General features: G+C 62.9%; 12 protein-coding genes. 3 read left to right on the top strand and 9 right to left on the bottom strand.

Annotation, left to right across the window (positions count from 1 at the left end; all coding sequences use genetic code 11):
• Nucleotides 1–4: 4 nt before the first annotated feature.
• The 9 genes from ISG32_RS23155 to ISG32_RS23115 all read right to left on the bottom strand — a co-directional run bounded on the left by ISG32_RS23155 (nucleotide 5) and on the right by ISG32_RS23115 (nucleotide 10,588).
• Nucleotides 5–277 (bottom strand): VirB3 family type IV secretion system protein, encoded by a 273-nt coding sequence (locus tag ISG32_RS23155; protein WP_059401277.1) that lies wholly within the window; start codon nucleotides 275–277, stop codon nucleotides 5–7.
• Nucleotides 274–663: a TrbC/VirB2 family protein gene (locus ISG32_RS23150; protein ID WP_194773391.1), complete on the bottom strand. Its 390-nt coding sequence runs from the start codon at nucleotides 661–663 to the stop codon at nucleotides 274–276. Before ISG32_RS23150 ends, ISG32_RS23155 begins: the two co-directional genes overlap by 4 nt.
• The gene (trbB, locus tag ISG32_RS23145) at nucleotides 660–1,727 is read right to left on the bottom strand and encodes a P-type conjugative transfer ATPase TrbB (RefSeq protein ID WP_194773390.1); all 1,068 of its coding nucleotides are present in this window, start codon (nucleotides 1,725–1,727) and stop codon (nucleotides 660–662) included. The genes ISG32_RS23150 and trbB overlap by 4 nt, the downstream gene beginning before the upstream one ends.
• Nucleotides 1,724–2,197 carry a CopG family transcriptional regulator gene (locus ISG32_RS23140; RefSeq protein ID WP_194773389.1) on the bottom strand — a complete coding sequence of 158 codons (474 nt, stop codon included), beginning with the start codon at nucleotides 2,195–2,197 and terminating at the stop codon, nucleotides 1,724–1,726. Before ISG32_RS23140 ends, trbB begins: the two co-directional genes overlap by 4 nt.
• Nucleotides 2,194–4,215: a conjugal transfer protein TraG gene (locus tag ISG32_RS23135; RefSeq protein WP_194773388.1), complete on the bottom strand. Its 2,022-nt coding sequence runs from the start codon at nucleotides 4,213–4,215 to the stop codon at nucleotides 2,194–2,196. Before ISG32_RS23135 ends, ISG32_RS23140 begins: the two co-directional genes overlap by 4 nt.
• Before the next feature lie 226 nt (nucleotides 4,216–4,441).
• The gene (locus ISG32_RS23130; RefSeq protein ID WP_194773387.1) at nucleotides 4,442–4,666 is read right to left on the bottom strand and encodes an EexN family lipoprotein; all 225 of its coding nucleotides are present in this window, start codon (nucleotides 4,664–4,666) and stop codon (nucleotides 4,442–4,444) included.
• Between the two features lie 26 nt (nucleotides 4,667–4,692).
• A complete protein-coding gene (locus tag ISG32_RS23125) occupies nucleotides 4,693–5,607 on the bottom strand; it encodes a LysR family transcriptional regulator (protein ID WP_194773386.1) in 915 nt (304 codons plus the stop codon).
• A 25-nt stretch (nucleotides 5,608–5,632) separates the two neighbouring features.
• Nucleotides 5,633–9,121 carry a pyruvate carboxylase gene (locus tag ISG32_RS23120; protein ID WP_194773385.1) on the bottom strand — a complete coding sequence of 1,163 codons (3,489 nt, stop codon included), beginning with the start codon at nucleotides 9,119–9,121 and terminating at the stop codon, nucleotides 5,633–5,635.
• A 69-nt stretch (nucleotides 9,122–9,190) separates the two neighbouring features.
• Complete coding sequence (locus ISG32_RS23115) at nucleotides 9,191–10,588, bottom strand: amidase (RefSeq protein WP_194773384.1); 1,398 nt, start codon at nucleotides 10,586–10,588, stop codon at nucleotides 9,191–9,193.
• Nucleotides 10,589–10,968: 380 nt separating this feature from the next.
• Here ISG32_RS23115 and ISG32_RS23110 point away from each other — a divergent pair.
• The 3 genes from ISG32_RS23110 (at nucleotide 10,969) to ISG32_RS23100 (ending at nucleotide 14,366) form a co-directional block, all read left to right on the top strand.
• Nucleotides 10,969–12,059, top strand: a protein-coding gene (locus ISG32_RS23110) for an IS3 family transposase (RefSeq protein WP_194773383.1) whose coding sequence is annotated in 2 segments (ribosomal slippage) — nucleotides 10,969–11,227 and nucleotides 11,227–12,059 — 1,092 coding nt in all. Because the reading frame shifts where the segments join, the coding sequence is not laid out codon by codon here.
• Nucleotides 12,060–12,313: 254 nt separating this feature from the next.
• Nucleotides 12,314–13,477 carry an urea ABC transporter substrate-binding protein gene (locus ISG32_RS23105; RefSeq protein WP_194773382.1) on the top strand — a complete coding sequence of 388 codons (1,164 nt, stop codon included), beginning with the start codon at nucleotides 12,314–12,316 and terminating at the stop codon, nucleotides 13,475–13,477.
• A gap of 22 nt (nucleotides 13,478–13,499) precedes the next feature.
• On the top strand, nucleotides 13,500–14,366 hold the full coding sequence (locus ISG32_RS23100) for an ABC transporter permease subunit (RefSeq protein ID WP_194773381.1): 867 nt from the start codon (nucleotides 13,500–13,502) through the stop codon (nucleotides 14,364–14,366).
• The last annotated feature ends 6 nt before the right edge of the window (nucleotides 14,367–14,372 follow it).

Genomic DNA, 14,372 nt, shown 5'->3' with positions numbered 1-14,372 from the left:
CCCCCTACACGTCCAGCAGCGGCCGGTGCTTGATGTGGCGCGCAAAGACCTGCATGAACTGCGGATCGACGCGCGCGCCCCACACGGCGAGCGCATGGCCGCCGATCCAGAGCACCACGCCCGGAATCCACAGTTGCAGGCCCAGGCCCACGGCGGCGGCCAAGGTGCCGTTGGCAATCGCCACCGTGCGCGGCGCACCGCCCAGCAGAATCGGCTCGGTCAGCGAACGGTGCAAGGGCACCTCGAAGCCGGGCATTCCATCGTGCGGGCCGTTCATACAACGGCCCCGCCCGAGAAGCTGAAGAACGACAGAAAGAACGACGAGGCCGCGAACGCGATGGACAGGCCAAAGACGATCTGAATCAGCTTGCGAAAGCCCCCGCTCGTATCGCCAAAGGCCAGTGCCAGGCCCGTGGCAATGATGATGATCACCGCAATGATGCGGGCTACCGGCCCCTGAATCGACTCCAGGATGGATTGCAGCGGGCCTTCCCACGGCATCGAGGAACCGGCGGCCTGCGCGGTTCCGGCCAGGAACAGCAGCAGCGCGGACAGCAGCAGCCCGTGCGCCGCGGGGCGGGCCAGGCTGTGCAGCCACGCAAGACTGGACAGGTTGAAATGCGGATTTACGGAAACACGGAAAGCATGGGCGTGTGTCGTCATGGAAGTTCTCCAGAAAGGTCGAGGGATGGGGAAGTCGCCGCAGCGGGTGCGGCCTCGGGAAATGGCGGTAACTCGGGAAACGGCGTGTCCTGCGCGTCCGCCCCGCAATCCGCCAATCGGTAGCCCGCGCCGTCGAAGCCGACGACGCGGGAAATGCTCTCGATGCGGCGCTTGCGCCCGCGGCCGGCGATATGGACCACCACATTGACCGCCTCAGCGATCAGCGCACGCGGCGGGTTCACCGCCACTTCGAGAATCAGTTGCTCCAGGCGCAGCAGCGCGCCCAGCACGGAACCCGCGTGGATCGTGGCGATGCCGCCCGGATGGCCTGTGCCCCATACCTTGATGAGATCCAGCGCCTCGGGGCCGCGCACTTCGCCCACGACGACTCGATCCGGGCGCAGACGCATCGAGGAGCGAACCAGATCGGTCATGGACACCACGCCTGCGCGCGTGCGCAGCGGCACATGGTCCTGGGCTGCACACTGCAGCTCCACCGTGTCTTCGAGCACCAGCACTCGGTCCCCCGTGGCGGCGATCTCGGCCAACAGCGCATTGGCGAGCGTGGTCTTGCCGCTGCTGGTGGCGCCAGCGATCAGGATGTTCTGGCGATCGCGCACGGCGCGCACCAGAAACGCCGCCTGGGCAACGGTCATCATTCCGTCCACGACGTACCGCTCCAGCGGAATCACGCCGATGGCGCGTTTGCGTAGCGCGAAGGCCGGGCCGGGAGCCGCGGGCGGCAGGATGCCCTCGAAGCGCTCGCCTGTCTCGGGCAGTTCGGCTGACAGCAGCGGCTGGCCACGATGCACCTCCGCGCCGACGTGAGCCGCGACGAGCCGGATGATGCGCTCGCCATCCGCTTCGGACAGCTCCATGCCCATCGGTGCGCGGCCCGATGAAAGCCGATCCACCCAGAGGGTGCGATCCGGGTTGAGCATGATCTCCACCACGTCCGGGTCTTCGAGCGCGGCGGCGATCAACGGCCCCATCGCCGTGCGCAGCATCTGGATACGGCGATCCAGCGACGTGGCCGTGAAAGAGGATGGAGGTGCGGTGTTCATAGGGCGCGCTCCTGTGCTTCGGCCGCGGCCTCTGTGGCGGCCATGTCCTCCATTCGCACCGGATCAGGGTGAAGCTCCTCCACCACGTCGCGTACCAGGCTGCGCCCGCGCAGCAGATGGCGGCCAAGCTGTTCCACGAATTGCTCAAAGCGCGCCTTGCCCTGGGCGCGGGCGGCGTCCTGATGTGCTTCGGGCACGGGCGTGCTGACCGTGAGGTAGTAGCGGATGAACAGCGCCAGCGTTTCGATGGAGATGTTCTGGTCACGCTCCATGCGCTCGGCCTGGCGCGACAAGCGATCCAGCCGCTTGGCGATGGCCGCCTCGCGCTGGTCGGCGGCATCGGGCGACAGCCACGATGCCAGCGCCGTCGCGACGATGGATGACTTGGAAACGCCCTTCAAGGCGGCTACTTCATCGAGCCGCTTGGCGTGCTCTGGCTGGATGAAGAGGTTCAAGCGGTGCTGGGTCATAGGTCGATTCCGTCATCAGGATCAAGGGATGCCAGCCGGGCCGTGCGCTGCAGGGCCGGATCAAGCTGGCGAGGAAGGGGAAGCGGCAGGTCGTCGTCGTCATCGAGCAGCGCGAGGTCGGCTGCGGGTGCAGCCCGCTCGGGGTCATAGGCGACGGTTTCGGAGAGTTCGGGCTGACGGCGCGGGCCGCCGTCGTCGGCGGTGCCCAGGTGCTCCAGGCCATCGGCGGATGCCGTGGCCGGTGCGGCGGGCGTCGGCGGAATCGCCAGCACGCTCCAGTCGTCCGGGCGCGATGGCGGCGCATCGGCATAGCTGCCAGCGGCGAGCGCAGGCGGCGCCAGCACGCGACGCTTGAAATTGGCGTCCGCGTAGTAGCGCAGCTTCTTGGCCTTGATCGGCGCGACGCTGGACACCATGACCACCGCCTCGTCAGGCGGAAGCTGCATCACCTCGCCCGGCGTCAGTAGCGGGCGGGCCGTCTCCTGGCGCGACACCATCAGGTGGCCCAGCCACGGCGCGAGCCGATGGCCCGCGTAGTTGCGCTGCGCGCGCAGCTCTGTGGCCGTACCCAGCGTCTCGGAGATGCGCTTGGCGGTGCGTTCGTCGTTGGTGGCGAATGTCACCCGGACGTGGCAATTGTCGAGGATGGAGTGGTTCTGCCCATACGCCTTGTCGATCTGGTTGAGCGACTGCGCGATGAGGAAGCTGCGGATGCCATAGCCCGCCATGAAGGCCAAGGCCGTCTCGAAGAAGTCGAGCCGGCCCAGGGCCGGAAACTCATCGAGCATCAGCAGCAGCTTGTGGCGGCGCTCGATGCCGTCGCTACCGTCCAGTGATTCGGTCAGGCGCCGGCCGATCTGGTTGAGGATCAGGCGGATGAGCGGCTTCGTGCGCGAAATGTCCGAAGGCGGCACCACCAGGTACAGCGACACTGGATGCTCGGATGCGATCAGGTCGGCGATGCGCCAATCACAACGCGAAGTGACTTCGGCCACCGTGGGGTCGCGGTACAGGCCGAGGAACGACATGGCGGTGCTCAACACGCCGGAGCGTTCGTTGTCGCTCTTGTTCAAGACCTCGCGTGCCGCCGATGCCACCACCGGATGCGGGCCTCCACCATCCCCGTTCACCAGGTGCGGCGTGGTCATCATCCGGTGCAAGGTCAGCTCGAAGGGACAGGCTGGGTCACTGAGGAAGTTCGCCACGCCCCGCAGCGTCTTGTCCTCTCCGGCGTAGAGCACGTGTAGGATGGCCCCGACCAGCAGTGCATGGCTGGTCTTCTCCCAGTGATTGCGCTTCTCCAGCGCGCCTTCGGGGTCAACCAGAATGTCCGCGATGTTCTGCACGTCGCGCACTTCATGGTCGCCCTTGCGCACTTCCAGCAGCGGGTTGTACGCCGCCGACTTCGCATCGGTGGGGTTGAATAGCAGGCAATGCGAGAAGCGCGAGCGCCAGCCTGCGGTGATGCTCCAGTTCTCGCCCTTGATGTCGTGGATGACGGCCGATGCGGGCCAGGACAGCAGCGTTGGCACCACCAGGCCAACGCCTTTACCGCTGCGCGTGGGCGCAAAGGCCAGGACGTGTTCCGGCCCTTCGTGCCGCAGGTACTGCTGGCGATGCAGGCCCAGGAACACGCCTGCGGGCTGGTCAAGGTGGGCCTTGCGCACATCCTCCGTGTTCGCCCAGCGCGCCGTGCCGTAGGTCGTCACCAGCTTGGACTGGCGCGAGCGCCAGATCGACATGCCGATGGCGACCACCACGGCCACCAGGCCACTGCCGCCGGCAATCGCGCCGCCGATGTCGAACACGCGCGGCGCATAGGCGTCGAAAAAGAACCACCACTCGAACAGCCGCCAGGGGTGGTAGACCGGCGTGCCGAGAAAATCGAACCACGGAGAGCCCAGGCGTAGCTGGTAGCCCAGGGCCGCTGCCGTCCATTGCGTGGCGCTCCATACGCCAACGATCACGATGCCGAATACAACGGCGATCTGACCGAACAGCACGTTCGTCCCTTGCATCCCGATCTCCCCGATCACGGCACAACAACGTGCCACAGGCATCAGGATCAGGGCCTTCGGGAGAAGGGGTCAACGGCCAAAACCGCGGCATTCATTGCTGAAAAAGCAATGTTTCCTGCCAGGGAAAAGACAATAAAAATGCCGCAGGCCATGAGGCGCTGCGGCGTAGCGAGGTAACAGTGCGCAATATGTCGCTGGAATGCGACCGCGCAGCGCTTACGTCGGACTATTGGGCTTTTTGCTCCGGCCGTTCGCCGTAAAAGCGCCGCTTGGCCGCCTGCGCAGCAGCAACGCAAATTTCGTCATTGACCTTGGCACGATCCTCCGTGCACAGGCGACGGATTTCCTGGATGCGCTCCGGGTTCGCAACCAGCGAATCCACGGTATCTACAGACTTGGACGGGCCGCAGGCCGTCAAGGCAACGGCGATAAGGGGCATCAGGATCTTCATGTTGGGTATCCTTTCCAGGCGTGAATTTATGAGCTATCAGCGACATTGCCGTCACTGCCAGAATCGATGGTTACGACCCGTTCGATGAATCGCGCCAACACGGAGGAAGGCTCAATATCCCGACGCAGCAAATAAGTCGTCAACATAGGGGAGTCTCCAGCCAATTGCCGGGCCTTGACTCCAGGCTCACGATTGAGTGCAAGATGGGCAGCGCCCGCAAAACCCACCGCAAGCCCTGCAGACACCAAAACCATCATCACGTCGAACGAAGCCACACGCTGGCGAATCCGAAGTTCCTCCTCGCGCTTTTGCAGGAAGCGATCCACTTGCTGGGCATATCCCATGCAAGCGGCGGGATCACCCAGTACCAACTGCTGCTCCAGTACCTTATCCAGCGGAATGTACCTGTGCTCCAGCAACGGGTGGCGCGAGGACAGGGCCACCATCAATTCGTCTTGCCAGGCGGTAGTCGCCACGACGCCGTCGCCCGCCGCATCCACCATGGAAAATCCCACGTCGTACAGATCCTCATGCAGCCCCTGGATTTGCTGATTCAACGGCACCTCGAACAGCCGGATTTCGATTTCGGGATCTTCCTCGCGGCATTGCGCCAGCAAGGTGGACAGGCGCGATGGGGTAATGCAGTCGGACAAAGCGATGCGCAACTGGCCATGAAAGCCATTGGTGGCAGATTTGACACCATCTCGTGCCTGATCCAGCGCGGCAAAGATACGCGGCACCCGTTCCAGGAACGCTTTGCCGGCATGACTCAGTTTGATGCTGCGCGAGGTGCGAGTGAAGAGTTGCACTCCCAACTCCTCTTCCAGTTCCTTGATGGCTCGTGAAAGAGGAGAGGAATCCATATGCAGCTTCTGCGCTGCGCGTCCAAAGTGGAGTTCTTCGGCCACTGCAAGAAAGCAGCGCAAATGTCTAAGCTCCATTGCAACTCCTCCCTTGTAACGTCGCTCATGATCGCCACACCACCAGCAGATCCTTGGCCTGCGCCCGGTCGCCCGGCCTGACCAGCACCCGCTCGACCACCCCGTCGCGTTCGGCTGTCATATGGGTCTCCATCTTCATCGCCTCCAGCGACAGCAGCGTGGCGCCAGCCTGTACATGCTGACCGGCGGTGACGGCCACGGTCACGATGGCCCCCGGCATGGGCGCGCCCACATGCAGCGGGTTGCCGGGCTCCGCAGTCTCGCGCTGCGCCGCCGTGGCCGCCCCCGCCCTGGCCACGCTGGTCATGCGCGACTGGCCGTTCATCTCGAACTGCACCTTCGCCACGCCCTCTTCCTCATGGATGGTCTGCAGGCTCACCAGCAGCGTCTTGCCCTGGTCGATCTCCAGTGCCACCTCGTCGCCCGGCTTCATGCCATAGAAGAAGGTGGGCGTGGGCAGCACCGAGACGTCGCCATGCTGCTGCAGGTGGCGGTGGAAGTCGGCCGCCACCTTGGGGTACATCAGCGCGCTGGCCAGTTGCTGGTCGTCCAGTTCCTCCAGCGGCAGTCCACCTGCCTGCGCTGCCTGCACGCGGGCGGCTTCCAGGTCCACCGGCGGGAGGTGGTCGCCAGGACGGTAGGGTTCGGGCGGCTCCGCCTTCAGCACCTTGCGCGACAGCTCCTGCGGGAACCCGTCCGGCGGGAAACCCAGTTCACCCTTGAACAGCGACACGACCGACTCGGGGAAAGCCACCTCGTGCGCCGGGTCCTCCACTTGTTCGGGCGAGAGATCATTGGCCACCATCATCAGGGCCATGTCGCCAACCACCTTGGAGGTCGGCGTGACCTTGACGATGTCACCGAACAGCTGGTTCACATCGGCATAGGCCTGCGAGACCTCGGTCCAGCGGTGCTCCAGGCCCATGGCACGGGCCTGCTCGCGCAGGTTGGTGTATTGGCCGCCCGGCATCTCGTGGCGGTAGACGTCGGCGGTGCCGGAGCGGATGTCGCTCTCGAACGGGGCGTAGAAGCAGCGCACACCCTCGAAGTAGGTCGAGGCCTGGTGCAGCGCGTGCTGGGACAGGCCGGGATCGCGGTCAGTGCCGGCCAGCGCAGCGGCCATGGACGACAGGTTGGGCTGGGCCGTGAGCCCGCTCATGGCGTCGAGCGCACCATCCACGGCATCACAACCCGCTTCGACAGCCGCCAGCACCGAGGCGGCGGCGATGCCGCTGGTGTCGTGGGTGTGGAAGTGCACCGGCAGGCCGGTTTCTTCCTTCAGGGCCTTGACCAGCGCGGCGACGGCACGCGGGCGGCAGATGCCGGCCATGTCCTTGATGGCCAGGATGTGTACGCCAGCCTGCTGCAGCTCCCTGGCGATGCCGACGTAGTACTTCAGGTTGTACTTGCTTCTGGCAGGATCGAACAGGTCCCCGGTGTAGCAGATGGCGCCCTCGCACAGTGCACCGGTTTCCAGCACGGCATCGATGGACACGCGCATGTTCCGCACCCAGTTCAGCGCGTCAAAGACCCGGAACAGGTCCACGCCGGCCGCGGCCGCCTGTTGGACGAAGAACTGCACCACGTTGTCCGCATAGCTGGTGTAGCCCACGCCATTGGCGCCGCGCAGCAGCATCTGGAACAGGATGTTGGGCACACGCTCGCGCAGCTGGGCCAGGCGCTGCCAGGGATCTTCCTTGAGGAAGCGCATGGCCACGTCAAAGGTGGCGCCACCCCAGCATTCCAGGGAGAACAACTGCGGCAGCTCGCGTGCATAGAACGGCGCAATGGGCAGCATGTCGGCCGTGCGCATGCGGGTGGCGAACAGGGACTGGTGCGCGTCGCGCAGCGTGGTGTCGGTCATCAGGACCGGCTTGTGCTCCAGCATCCACTGGGAGAACTTCTGGGGGCCGAGCGCCTTGAGGCGGTCGCGGCTGCCGGGCGGGATGGGCTCGCTCGGGTCCACGCAAGGCAGCACCGGCTTGGGGAACGGCAGCTCGGGCATCTTGCGCCCTGCCATCTCGGGGTTGCCGTTGACGGTGATGTCGCCCAGGAAGCCCAGCAGCTTGCTGCCGCGATCGCGCCGCTTGGCGAACTCCAGCAGCTCGGGCGTGGTGTCGATGAAGCGCGTGGTCACGGCACCGGAGGCGAACTGGGGGTGGTTGATCACGTTCTCGAGGAACTGCAGGTTCGAGGCCACGCCGCGGATGCGGAACTCGCGCAGGGCCCGGTCCATGCGCTGCACCGACTCCTTGGCCGTGGGCGCCCAGGCGGTGACCTTGACCAGCAGCGAGTCGTAGTACGGGGTGATGACGGCGCCACTGTAGGCCGTGCCGGCATCGAGCCGGACACCAAAGCCCGAGGCGCTGCGGTAGACGGACAGGCGGCCGTAGTCGGGCAGGAAGCCGTTCTCCGGGTCTTCGGTGGTGATGCGGCACTGCACGGCCGTTCCGTTGAAGCGGATCTGCGCCTGGGCGGGCACGCCGCTGGCGCGTGGCCCATCGGTACCCTCAGCGTCCTCGGTGATGCCGATCTGCCCGCCCTCGCTGATGCGCAGCTGGGCCTTGACGATGTCCACGCCGGTGATCAGCTCGGTGACTGTGTGTTCGACCTGGATGCGCGGGTTGACCTCGATGAAGTAGAACTGGCCGGTGTCGGCGTCCATCAGGAACTCGACCGTGCCGGCGTGGGTGTAGTTCACCGCAGCCATCAGCTTGATAGCGCTGTCGCATAGGGCCTGGCGCTGGGCGTCGTCCAGGTACGGAGCGGGAGCGCGCTCCACCACCTTCTGGTTGCGGCGCTGCACGGTGCAGTCACGCTCGAATAAATGCACCACGTTGCCATGGCGGTCGCCGAGGATCTGCACCTCGACATGGCGGGCACGCTGCACCAGCTTCTCGAAATACACCTCGTCGTTGCCGAAGGCAGCCAGGGCCTCGCGCCGGGCGGCCGCCAGCGCCTCGGGCAGCTCCGCCTCACCGCGGATGACGCGCATGCCGCGCCCTCCTCCGCCCCAACTGGCCTTGAGCATCACGGGGTAGCCGATGCCGGCAGCCAGCCGCTGGCATTCCTCCAGGTCCAACGGCAGCGGGGGCGTGGCCGGCATCACCGGCACGCCTGCAGCCACGGCGGCATGGCGCGCCGCCACCTTGTTGCCCAGCGTGCGCATCACCTCGGGGCGCGGACCGACCCATTCGATGCCGGCGGCGATCACCGCCTCGGCGAACTCTGGGTTCTCGGATAGGAAGCCGTAGCCGGGGTGAATGGCGTCCACCTTGGCGGCGCGGGCGATACGCAGGATGTCGTCAATGTCCAGGTAGGCCTGCAGCGGCTTCTTGCCTTCGCCCACCAGGTAGCTCTCGTCCGCCTTGAAACGGTGCAGCGCCAGCCGGTCCTCGCGCGAGTAGATCGCTACGGTGCGGATATTCATCTCCGAAGCGGCGCGCATCACGCGGATGGCGATCTCGGAGCGGTTGGCGATTAGCAAAGAAGATATTCGACGAGTCGTTTGCATAGCAGACAAATTCACAATGCCCACGCATCCGTCGGCTGGCTAGCCTTAATGGACACATGGAAGGCTTCATTACAACGATGGATGTTCACGGTGCCAGTCGGTGACACTCTGATAGGCCATGCCAGCCCTCACCAAAAGCGCCTCGTCAAAGTGCCTGCCTACGAACTGAAAGCCTACGGGCATTCCATTGGACGGGTAACCGCCTGGCAAGGTGATAGAGGGGCTTCCCGTCATGTCGATTGGACAGGTGAAACTCAGCATCGCAGCTAGCAATTCCTGATCTTCACCGATAGCGGCAACCCGCTCCAGCGTTGGAGATGCCACGCCAGTTGCTGGAAACAGAAGCAGATCCACGGTATCGAACAACGCTTGCATCCGGCCTGAAAACTCATGCCGATGCAGCACGATCTTCTGGTAGTCCATGGCGCTCTTTGCCCGCCCCTGATCTATCAGTGCCGCCAAAGAAGGGCCATAGGCTTCCCGGTGCTTTGGATACGTGGCTTCGTGGGCAACGGCCACCTCAATGGCACACAGATCAACCCAGTCTTCAAAAGCCTTGGTCGGATCGGGAACACTCACATCGACAATTTCACCGCCCAGCAGTTTGACCGTCTCGATCACTCCGGCAAGAACCTGCTGCGTCGGTTCATCCACGCCTTGAGCATTCAGCTTCCGATCCACACCTACCCGTACGCCTTTCAAGCCGAGCTTGGCACCAGCCAGATAGTCGGGCACTGCGACACGGCTGGTCGTTGCATCCTTGGGATCAACACCAGCGATAGCTCCAAGCATCGCGCCCGCATCCGCAGCGCTACGCGCCATAGGCCCAATGTGATCGAGGGTTGCCGCCAACTCAAACGTGCCGTAGCGACTGACTCGACCCCATGTAGGCTTGATCCCCGTGATTCCATTGGCTGCAGCAGGAAAGCGGATGGAGCCCCCGGTATCGCTCCCCAGTGAGCCATAGCACAGGCCTGCGGCCGTAGCGACGCCTGATCCACTCGAAGACACGCCGGGCCAATGGTTGGCATTCCACGGATTGATGGGCGGAGAGACGCTGGGATGGTGATCCACATACGCGCCTTCGGTCATCTGCGTCTTGCCGAGCAAAACCGCCCCCGCGGCCCGCAGCCGCGCAACAACCGTTGCATCCTCCGTCGGCTTGAAATCTTTGTAGAGCGTCATGCCTGCGGCGGTGGTGACATCCTTCGTCCAGCACAAGTCCTTGACGGCAATGGGAACACCATGCAAAGGACCACGCACGATACCATCTTCTATCTCGCGGTCGGCTCGCCTGGCTTCGGCTAGCGCCAGCTCTGCCGTCACCGTCGCATAGCTTTTCAGGCGGCCATCGAGCTGCGCAATTCGTTTTAGCTGCGCCTGAGTGGCCTCCACCGATGACAGTTCACGCGCATGAATGCGGTGCGATATTTCAAGCAATTCGAGATAATGCAGTTCTGTGGTCATTGGCTTTCACCTATTGCTGTGGGTGGAGGCATTAGCTGCCGGTGCTTAAACACTCTAGGGGCGCTTTTCCCATTCAAATTGACCACACCCGCCATTTCGCTGTGCTGGGCGAGACAACCTAGGCATGTGCGGGCCACTTCCACCACCGGCACGAGCAGCAATCTAAAAAATCCATCCGCAAATTCGATGCCGCTTGATCTTGTTGGCGAGCCCGGCACAGTCGCATGGCCGTCTCAGTCAATACCTGGCTGTCATCTCTGCTCCAGAATGAACCTGCGATCACCCTTGCCCGTAGCCTCAGCCGCAGGCATGACCGACGTCCCCCCGGATTTGAGTAGCGTGTGAGCCTGGAGTCCAATCCCGAAGACAGGAGATTGGACGTGAAGAAGAGATTTACAGAAGAGCAGATCATTGGCTTTCTGCGGGAAGCGGAGTCTGTACTCCCAGTGGCAGAGCTGTGCCGCCGGCACGGCTTCTCCGAGGCCAGCTACTACCTCTGGCGCAACAAGTTCGGCGGCATGAGCGTCTCGGACGCCAAGCGCCTGAAGGAACTCGAGCTTGAAAACGCTCGCCTCAAGCGGCTGCTGGCCGAGTCAATGCTTGAGAACGAGGTGACGAAAGAAGCCTTGAGAAAAAAGTGGTGAGCGCACCCGCACGGCGCGAGCTGGTGCGCCACATGGTCGGCTGCGGACTGAGCGAACGCCGATCGCTGCGCGTCATCGGCATGAGCGCCAGCGCCTACCGTTATGAGCCCTCTGCAGACCGAAATGGCGCCTTGAAGGACAAGATCATCGCCCTGGCACAACGCCATCGCCGTTACGGCGCCGGCATGATCTACCTCAAGCTGCGCCAAGCCGGTGAGATCGTCAACCACAAGCGCGTCGAGCGCCTGTATGCCCAGGCGGGTCTGCAGGTCAAGAAGCGCAAACGCAAGAAGATCCCGCTGGCTGAGCGTCACCCCCTGCAACGTCCGATGGCCGCCAACCAGGTGTGGTCGATGGACTTTGTCTTTGATCGAACGGCCGAAGATCGCACCATCAAGAACCTGACGGTGGTCGATGATGCAACCCATGAGGCGGTGGCCATCGTGGCCGAGCGGGCGATGGGTGGCAACCAGTTGGTGCGCATCCTGGATCAACTCGCAACCACAAGGGGCCTGCCCAAAGCGATCCGAACCGATAACGGCAAAGAGTTCTGCGGACGAGCCATGCTGAACTGGGCTCATGCCAGAGGTGTTCAGTTGTTCCTCATCGAGCCGGGCAAGCCCAACCAGAACGCATACATCGAATCGTTCAATGGCCGATTCAGGGAGGAATGTCTGAACGAGCACTGGTTCACCAGCATGGCACACGCCCGTGTGACCGTCGAGGCTTGGCGTCGCGAATACAACGAGGAACGCCCGAAAAAGTCCCTGGGCGGACTGACCCCGGCGGCCCATGCCCAAAAGCTGATGCAAAACTCGTTAAATTAACCCTGGACTCCAAAGCCCAGTGCTACTGAAAACGGGGGGACGTCGGTAGCGCAAGCCGAAAAGTCTCGCGCCTGCATAGTTGTCCGTGCCAGCAACACAAATTGGCGCTCATAAACAAGTCGTATTGTTTCTCGCCTCATAGAGTGCATTCACCAACATCCCATTAATGAGGAAGCACCGTGAAACAGCAAGACAAATTTTCCCCCACTGCCTGCGCTCTGGCTCTATGCGCCCTTACCGCATGTTCCCCCGCCATGGCGGCAGACCCCATCAAAATTGGCCTGCTGGAAGATGTCTCGGGTGATCTTGCGTTGATCGGGATGCCCAAGCTCCATGGGTCTGAACTCGCGGTAGAGGAAATCAACAAGGCCGGCGGCATCATGGGCCGCAAGATCGAACTCATGCACTTGGATCCGCAAGGGGACAATGCACGCTACCAGGAGTTCACGCGACGCTTGCTGAGCCGCGACAAGGTGGACGTGCTGATCGGCGGCATCACCTCCGCGTCGCGCGAGGCCGTACGCCCCATCGTGAATCGCACGAAGACGCCCTACTTTTATACCAACCAGTACGAAGGCGGCGTCTGCGATGCGAACATGATCAGCACCGGTGCTGTGCCCGAGCAGCAGTTCTCGACGCTGATTCCCTACATGGTCGAGAAGTTCGGGAAGAAGGTCTACGTGATTGCCGCCGACTACAACTTCGGCCAGATATCCGCAGACTGGAACCGCATGCTTCTCAAGGAGTTGGGGGGCACAGTAGTTGGCGAGGAGTTCATTCCGCTGGGTGTCTCCCAGTTCGCACAGACCATCCAGAACATCCAGCGTGCCAAGCCTGACTGGCTGCTCACCATCAACGTTGGCGCTGCGCAGGACTCGTTCTTCGAACAAGCGCAAGCCGCCAAGCTCAACCTGCCGATGGCCTCGTCGATCAAGATCATGCTGGGTTTCGAGCACAAGCGTTTTGCCCCGCCGGCGCTCAACCGGATGAATGCTTCAGCCAACTGGTTTGAAGAAATCGATACGCCGCAGGCCAACGCCTTCAAGCAGCGCTGGCGCGCGAAGTACCCCGATGAGGCCTACATCAACGACATGGGCTACAACGCCTATGTCACGGTCTATCTCTACAAGAACCTCGTCGAAGCGGCCAAATCCACCAAGCTGGACGATCTTCGCAAAGTGATCGCGACCGGCGATGCCTGCGTGGATGCACCCGAAGGCAAGGTCTGCATCGATCCCAAGAGCCAGCACACCTCGCATCACATGCGACTGATTTCGGTGGACGAGAAGCACAACGTGAAAGTGATGAAAGATTTCGGGACCATACAACCGTACTGGCTCGGAAAGATCGGATGCGACTTGACCAAGAAAAACGACAAGAAGCAGTACACGCCATCGGAACTGCCAGGCAAGTCCTGAGTTCCGCGCCAGGAGACAAGCAGTGCTCACCGATATTTTTTCAATTGCCTATCAGGTCGCGGATGTATTCGCCTTCCTGATTCTGTCGGCGGCGGGGCTCGCCATCGTGTTCGGCATGATGGGCGTGATCAACATGGCACATGGTGAGTTCATCATGTGCGGTGCCTATGTCACCGTTGCGCTGGTGCATGCCGGTCTTCCTCTGCCGCTGGCGCAAATCTGCGCGGCACTGGTCGCCGGCCTGATTGGCGTTGTGCTCGAGTGGACCGTGGTTCGCAAGCTCTACAAACGGCCCGTTGATTCGCTGCTCGCCACCTGGGGATTGAGCCTCATCGTTACACAGGGAATGCTGTTGCTGTTCGGTTCATCCGTGCGTGGTATCGGCACACCCGATGGCAGCTTTTCCGTCGGCGACTACAGCTTTTCCATCTACCGCGTAGTGCTTTTCGGCGTGTCGCTGGCTGTGCTGGGCTTCATTTACGTGATCTTCATGCGAACCCGCTTCGGCGTATACGCACGGGCCACGATGCAGAACGCCGCAATCGCCCAGGCCACCGGTGTGCGGGTCGGCAATGTCTATGCGTTGAGTTTTGGCATCGGATCGGCATTGGCAGGTCTGTGCGGCGCGATGTACGCGCCGACGATGACCCTCATTCCGACCATGGGTGCGACCTTCCTCGTCGAGAGCTTCGTTACCGTGGTGGTAGGCGGCTCCAATGTGCTGCTGGGGACTGCGCCTGCAGGCATTCTGCTCGCAACGATTCGCTCGGGCCTTAACGCATGGGGCGGCCAGATCATTGGTCAGATTGGCATGCTGCTCGCCGTCATCGTCGTCATCCGCATCCTGCCGGAAGGCATCTCCGGCCTGTTCCGTCGGCGTACCAAATGAAAGGCA

Origin of the sequence: Diaphorobacter caeni, from assembly GCF_015354245.1 — a bacterium.
Lineage (GTDB): Bacteria > Pseudomonadota > Gammaproteobacteria > Burkholderiales > Burkholderiaceae_C > Diaphorobacter_A > Diaphorobacter_A caeni.
This window is presented reverse-complemented; position numbering and strand designations above follow the sequence as displayed.

Excerpts from the sequence above, each read along its gene's own strand:
- ISG32_RS23130 (WP_194773387.1), bottom strand. The coding sequence starts at position 4,666 with ATGAAGATCCTGATGCCCCTTATCGCCGTTGCCTTGACGGCCTGCGGC.
- ISG32_RS23120 (WP_194773385.1), bottom strand. The coding sequence starts at position 9,121 with ATGCAAACGACTCGTCGAATATCTTCTTTGCTAATCGCCAACCGCTCC.
- ISG32_RS23105 (WP_194773382.1), top strand. The coding sequence starts at position 12,314 with ATGGCGGCAGACCCCATCAAAATTGGCCTGCTGGAAGATGTCTCGGGT.
- ISG32_RS23135 (WP_194773388.1), bottom strand. The coding sequence starts at position 4,215 with ATGCAAGGGACGAACGTGCTGTTCGGTCAGATCGCCGTTGTATTCGGC.
- ISG32_RS23155 (WP_059401277.1), bottom strand. The coding sequence starts at position 277 with ATGAACGGCCCGCACGATGGAATGCCCGGCTTCGAGGTGCCCTTGCAC.
- ISG32_RS23115 (WP_194773384.1), bottom strand. The coding sequence starts at position 10,588 with ATGACCACAGAACTGCATTATCTCGAATTGCTTGAAATATCGCACCGC.
- ISG32_RS23125 (WP_194773386.1), bottom strand. The coding sequence starts at position 5,607 with ATGGAGCTTAGACATTTGCGCTGCTTTCTTGCAGTGGCCGAAGAACTC.
- trbB (WP_194773390.1), bottom strand. The coding sequence starts at position 1,727 with ATGAACACCGCACCTCCATCCTCTTTCACGGCCACGTCGCTGGATCGC.
- ISG32_RS23140 (WP_194773389.1), bottom strand. The coding sequence starts at position 2,197 with ATGACCCAGCACCGCTTGAACCTCTTCATCCAGCCAGAGCACGCCAAG.
- ISG32_RS23150 (WP_194773391.1), bottom strand. The coding sequence starts at position 663 with ATGACGACACACGCCCATGCTTTCCGTGTTTCCGTAAATCCGCATTTC.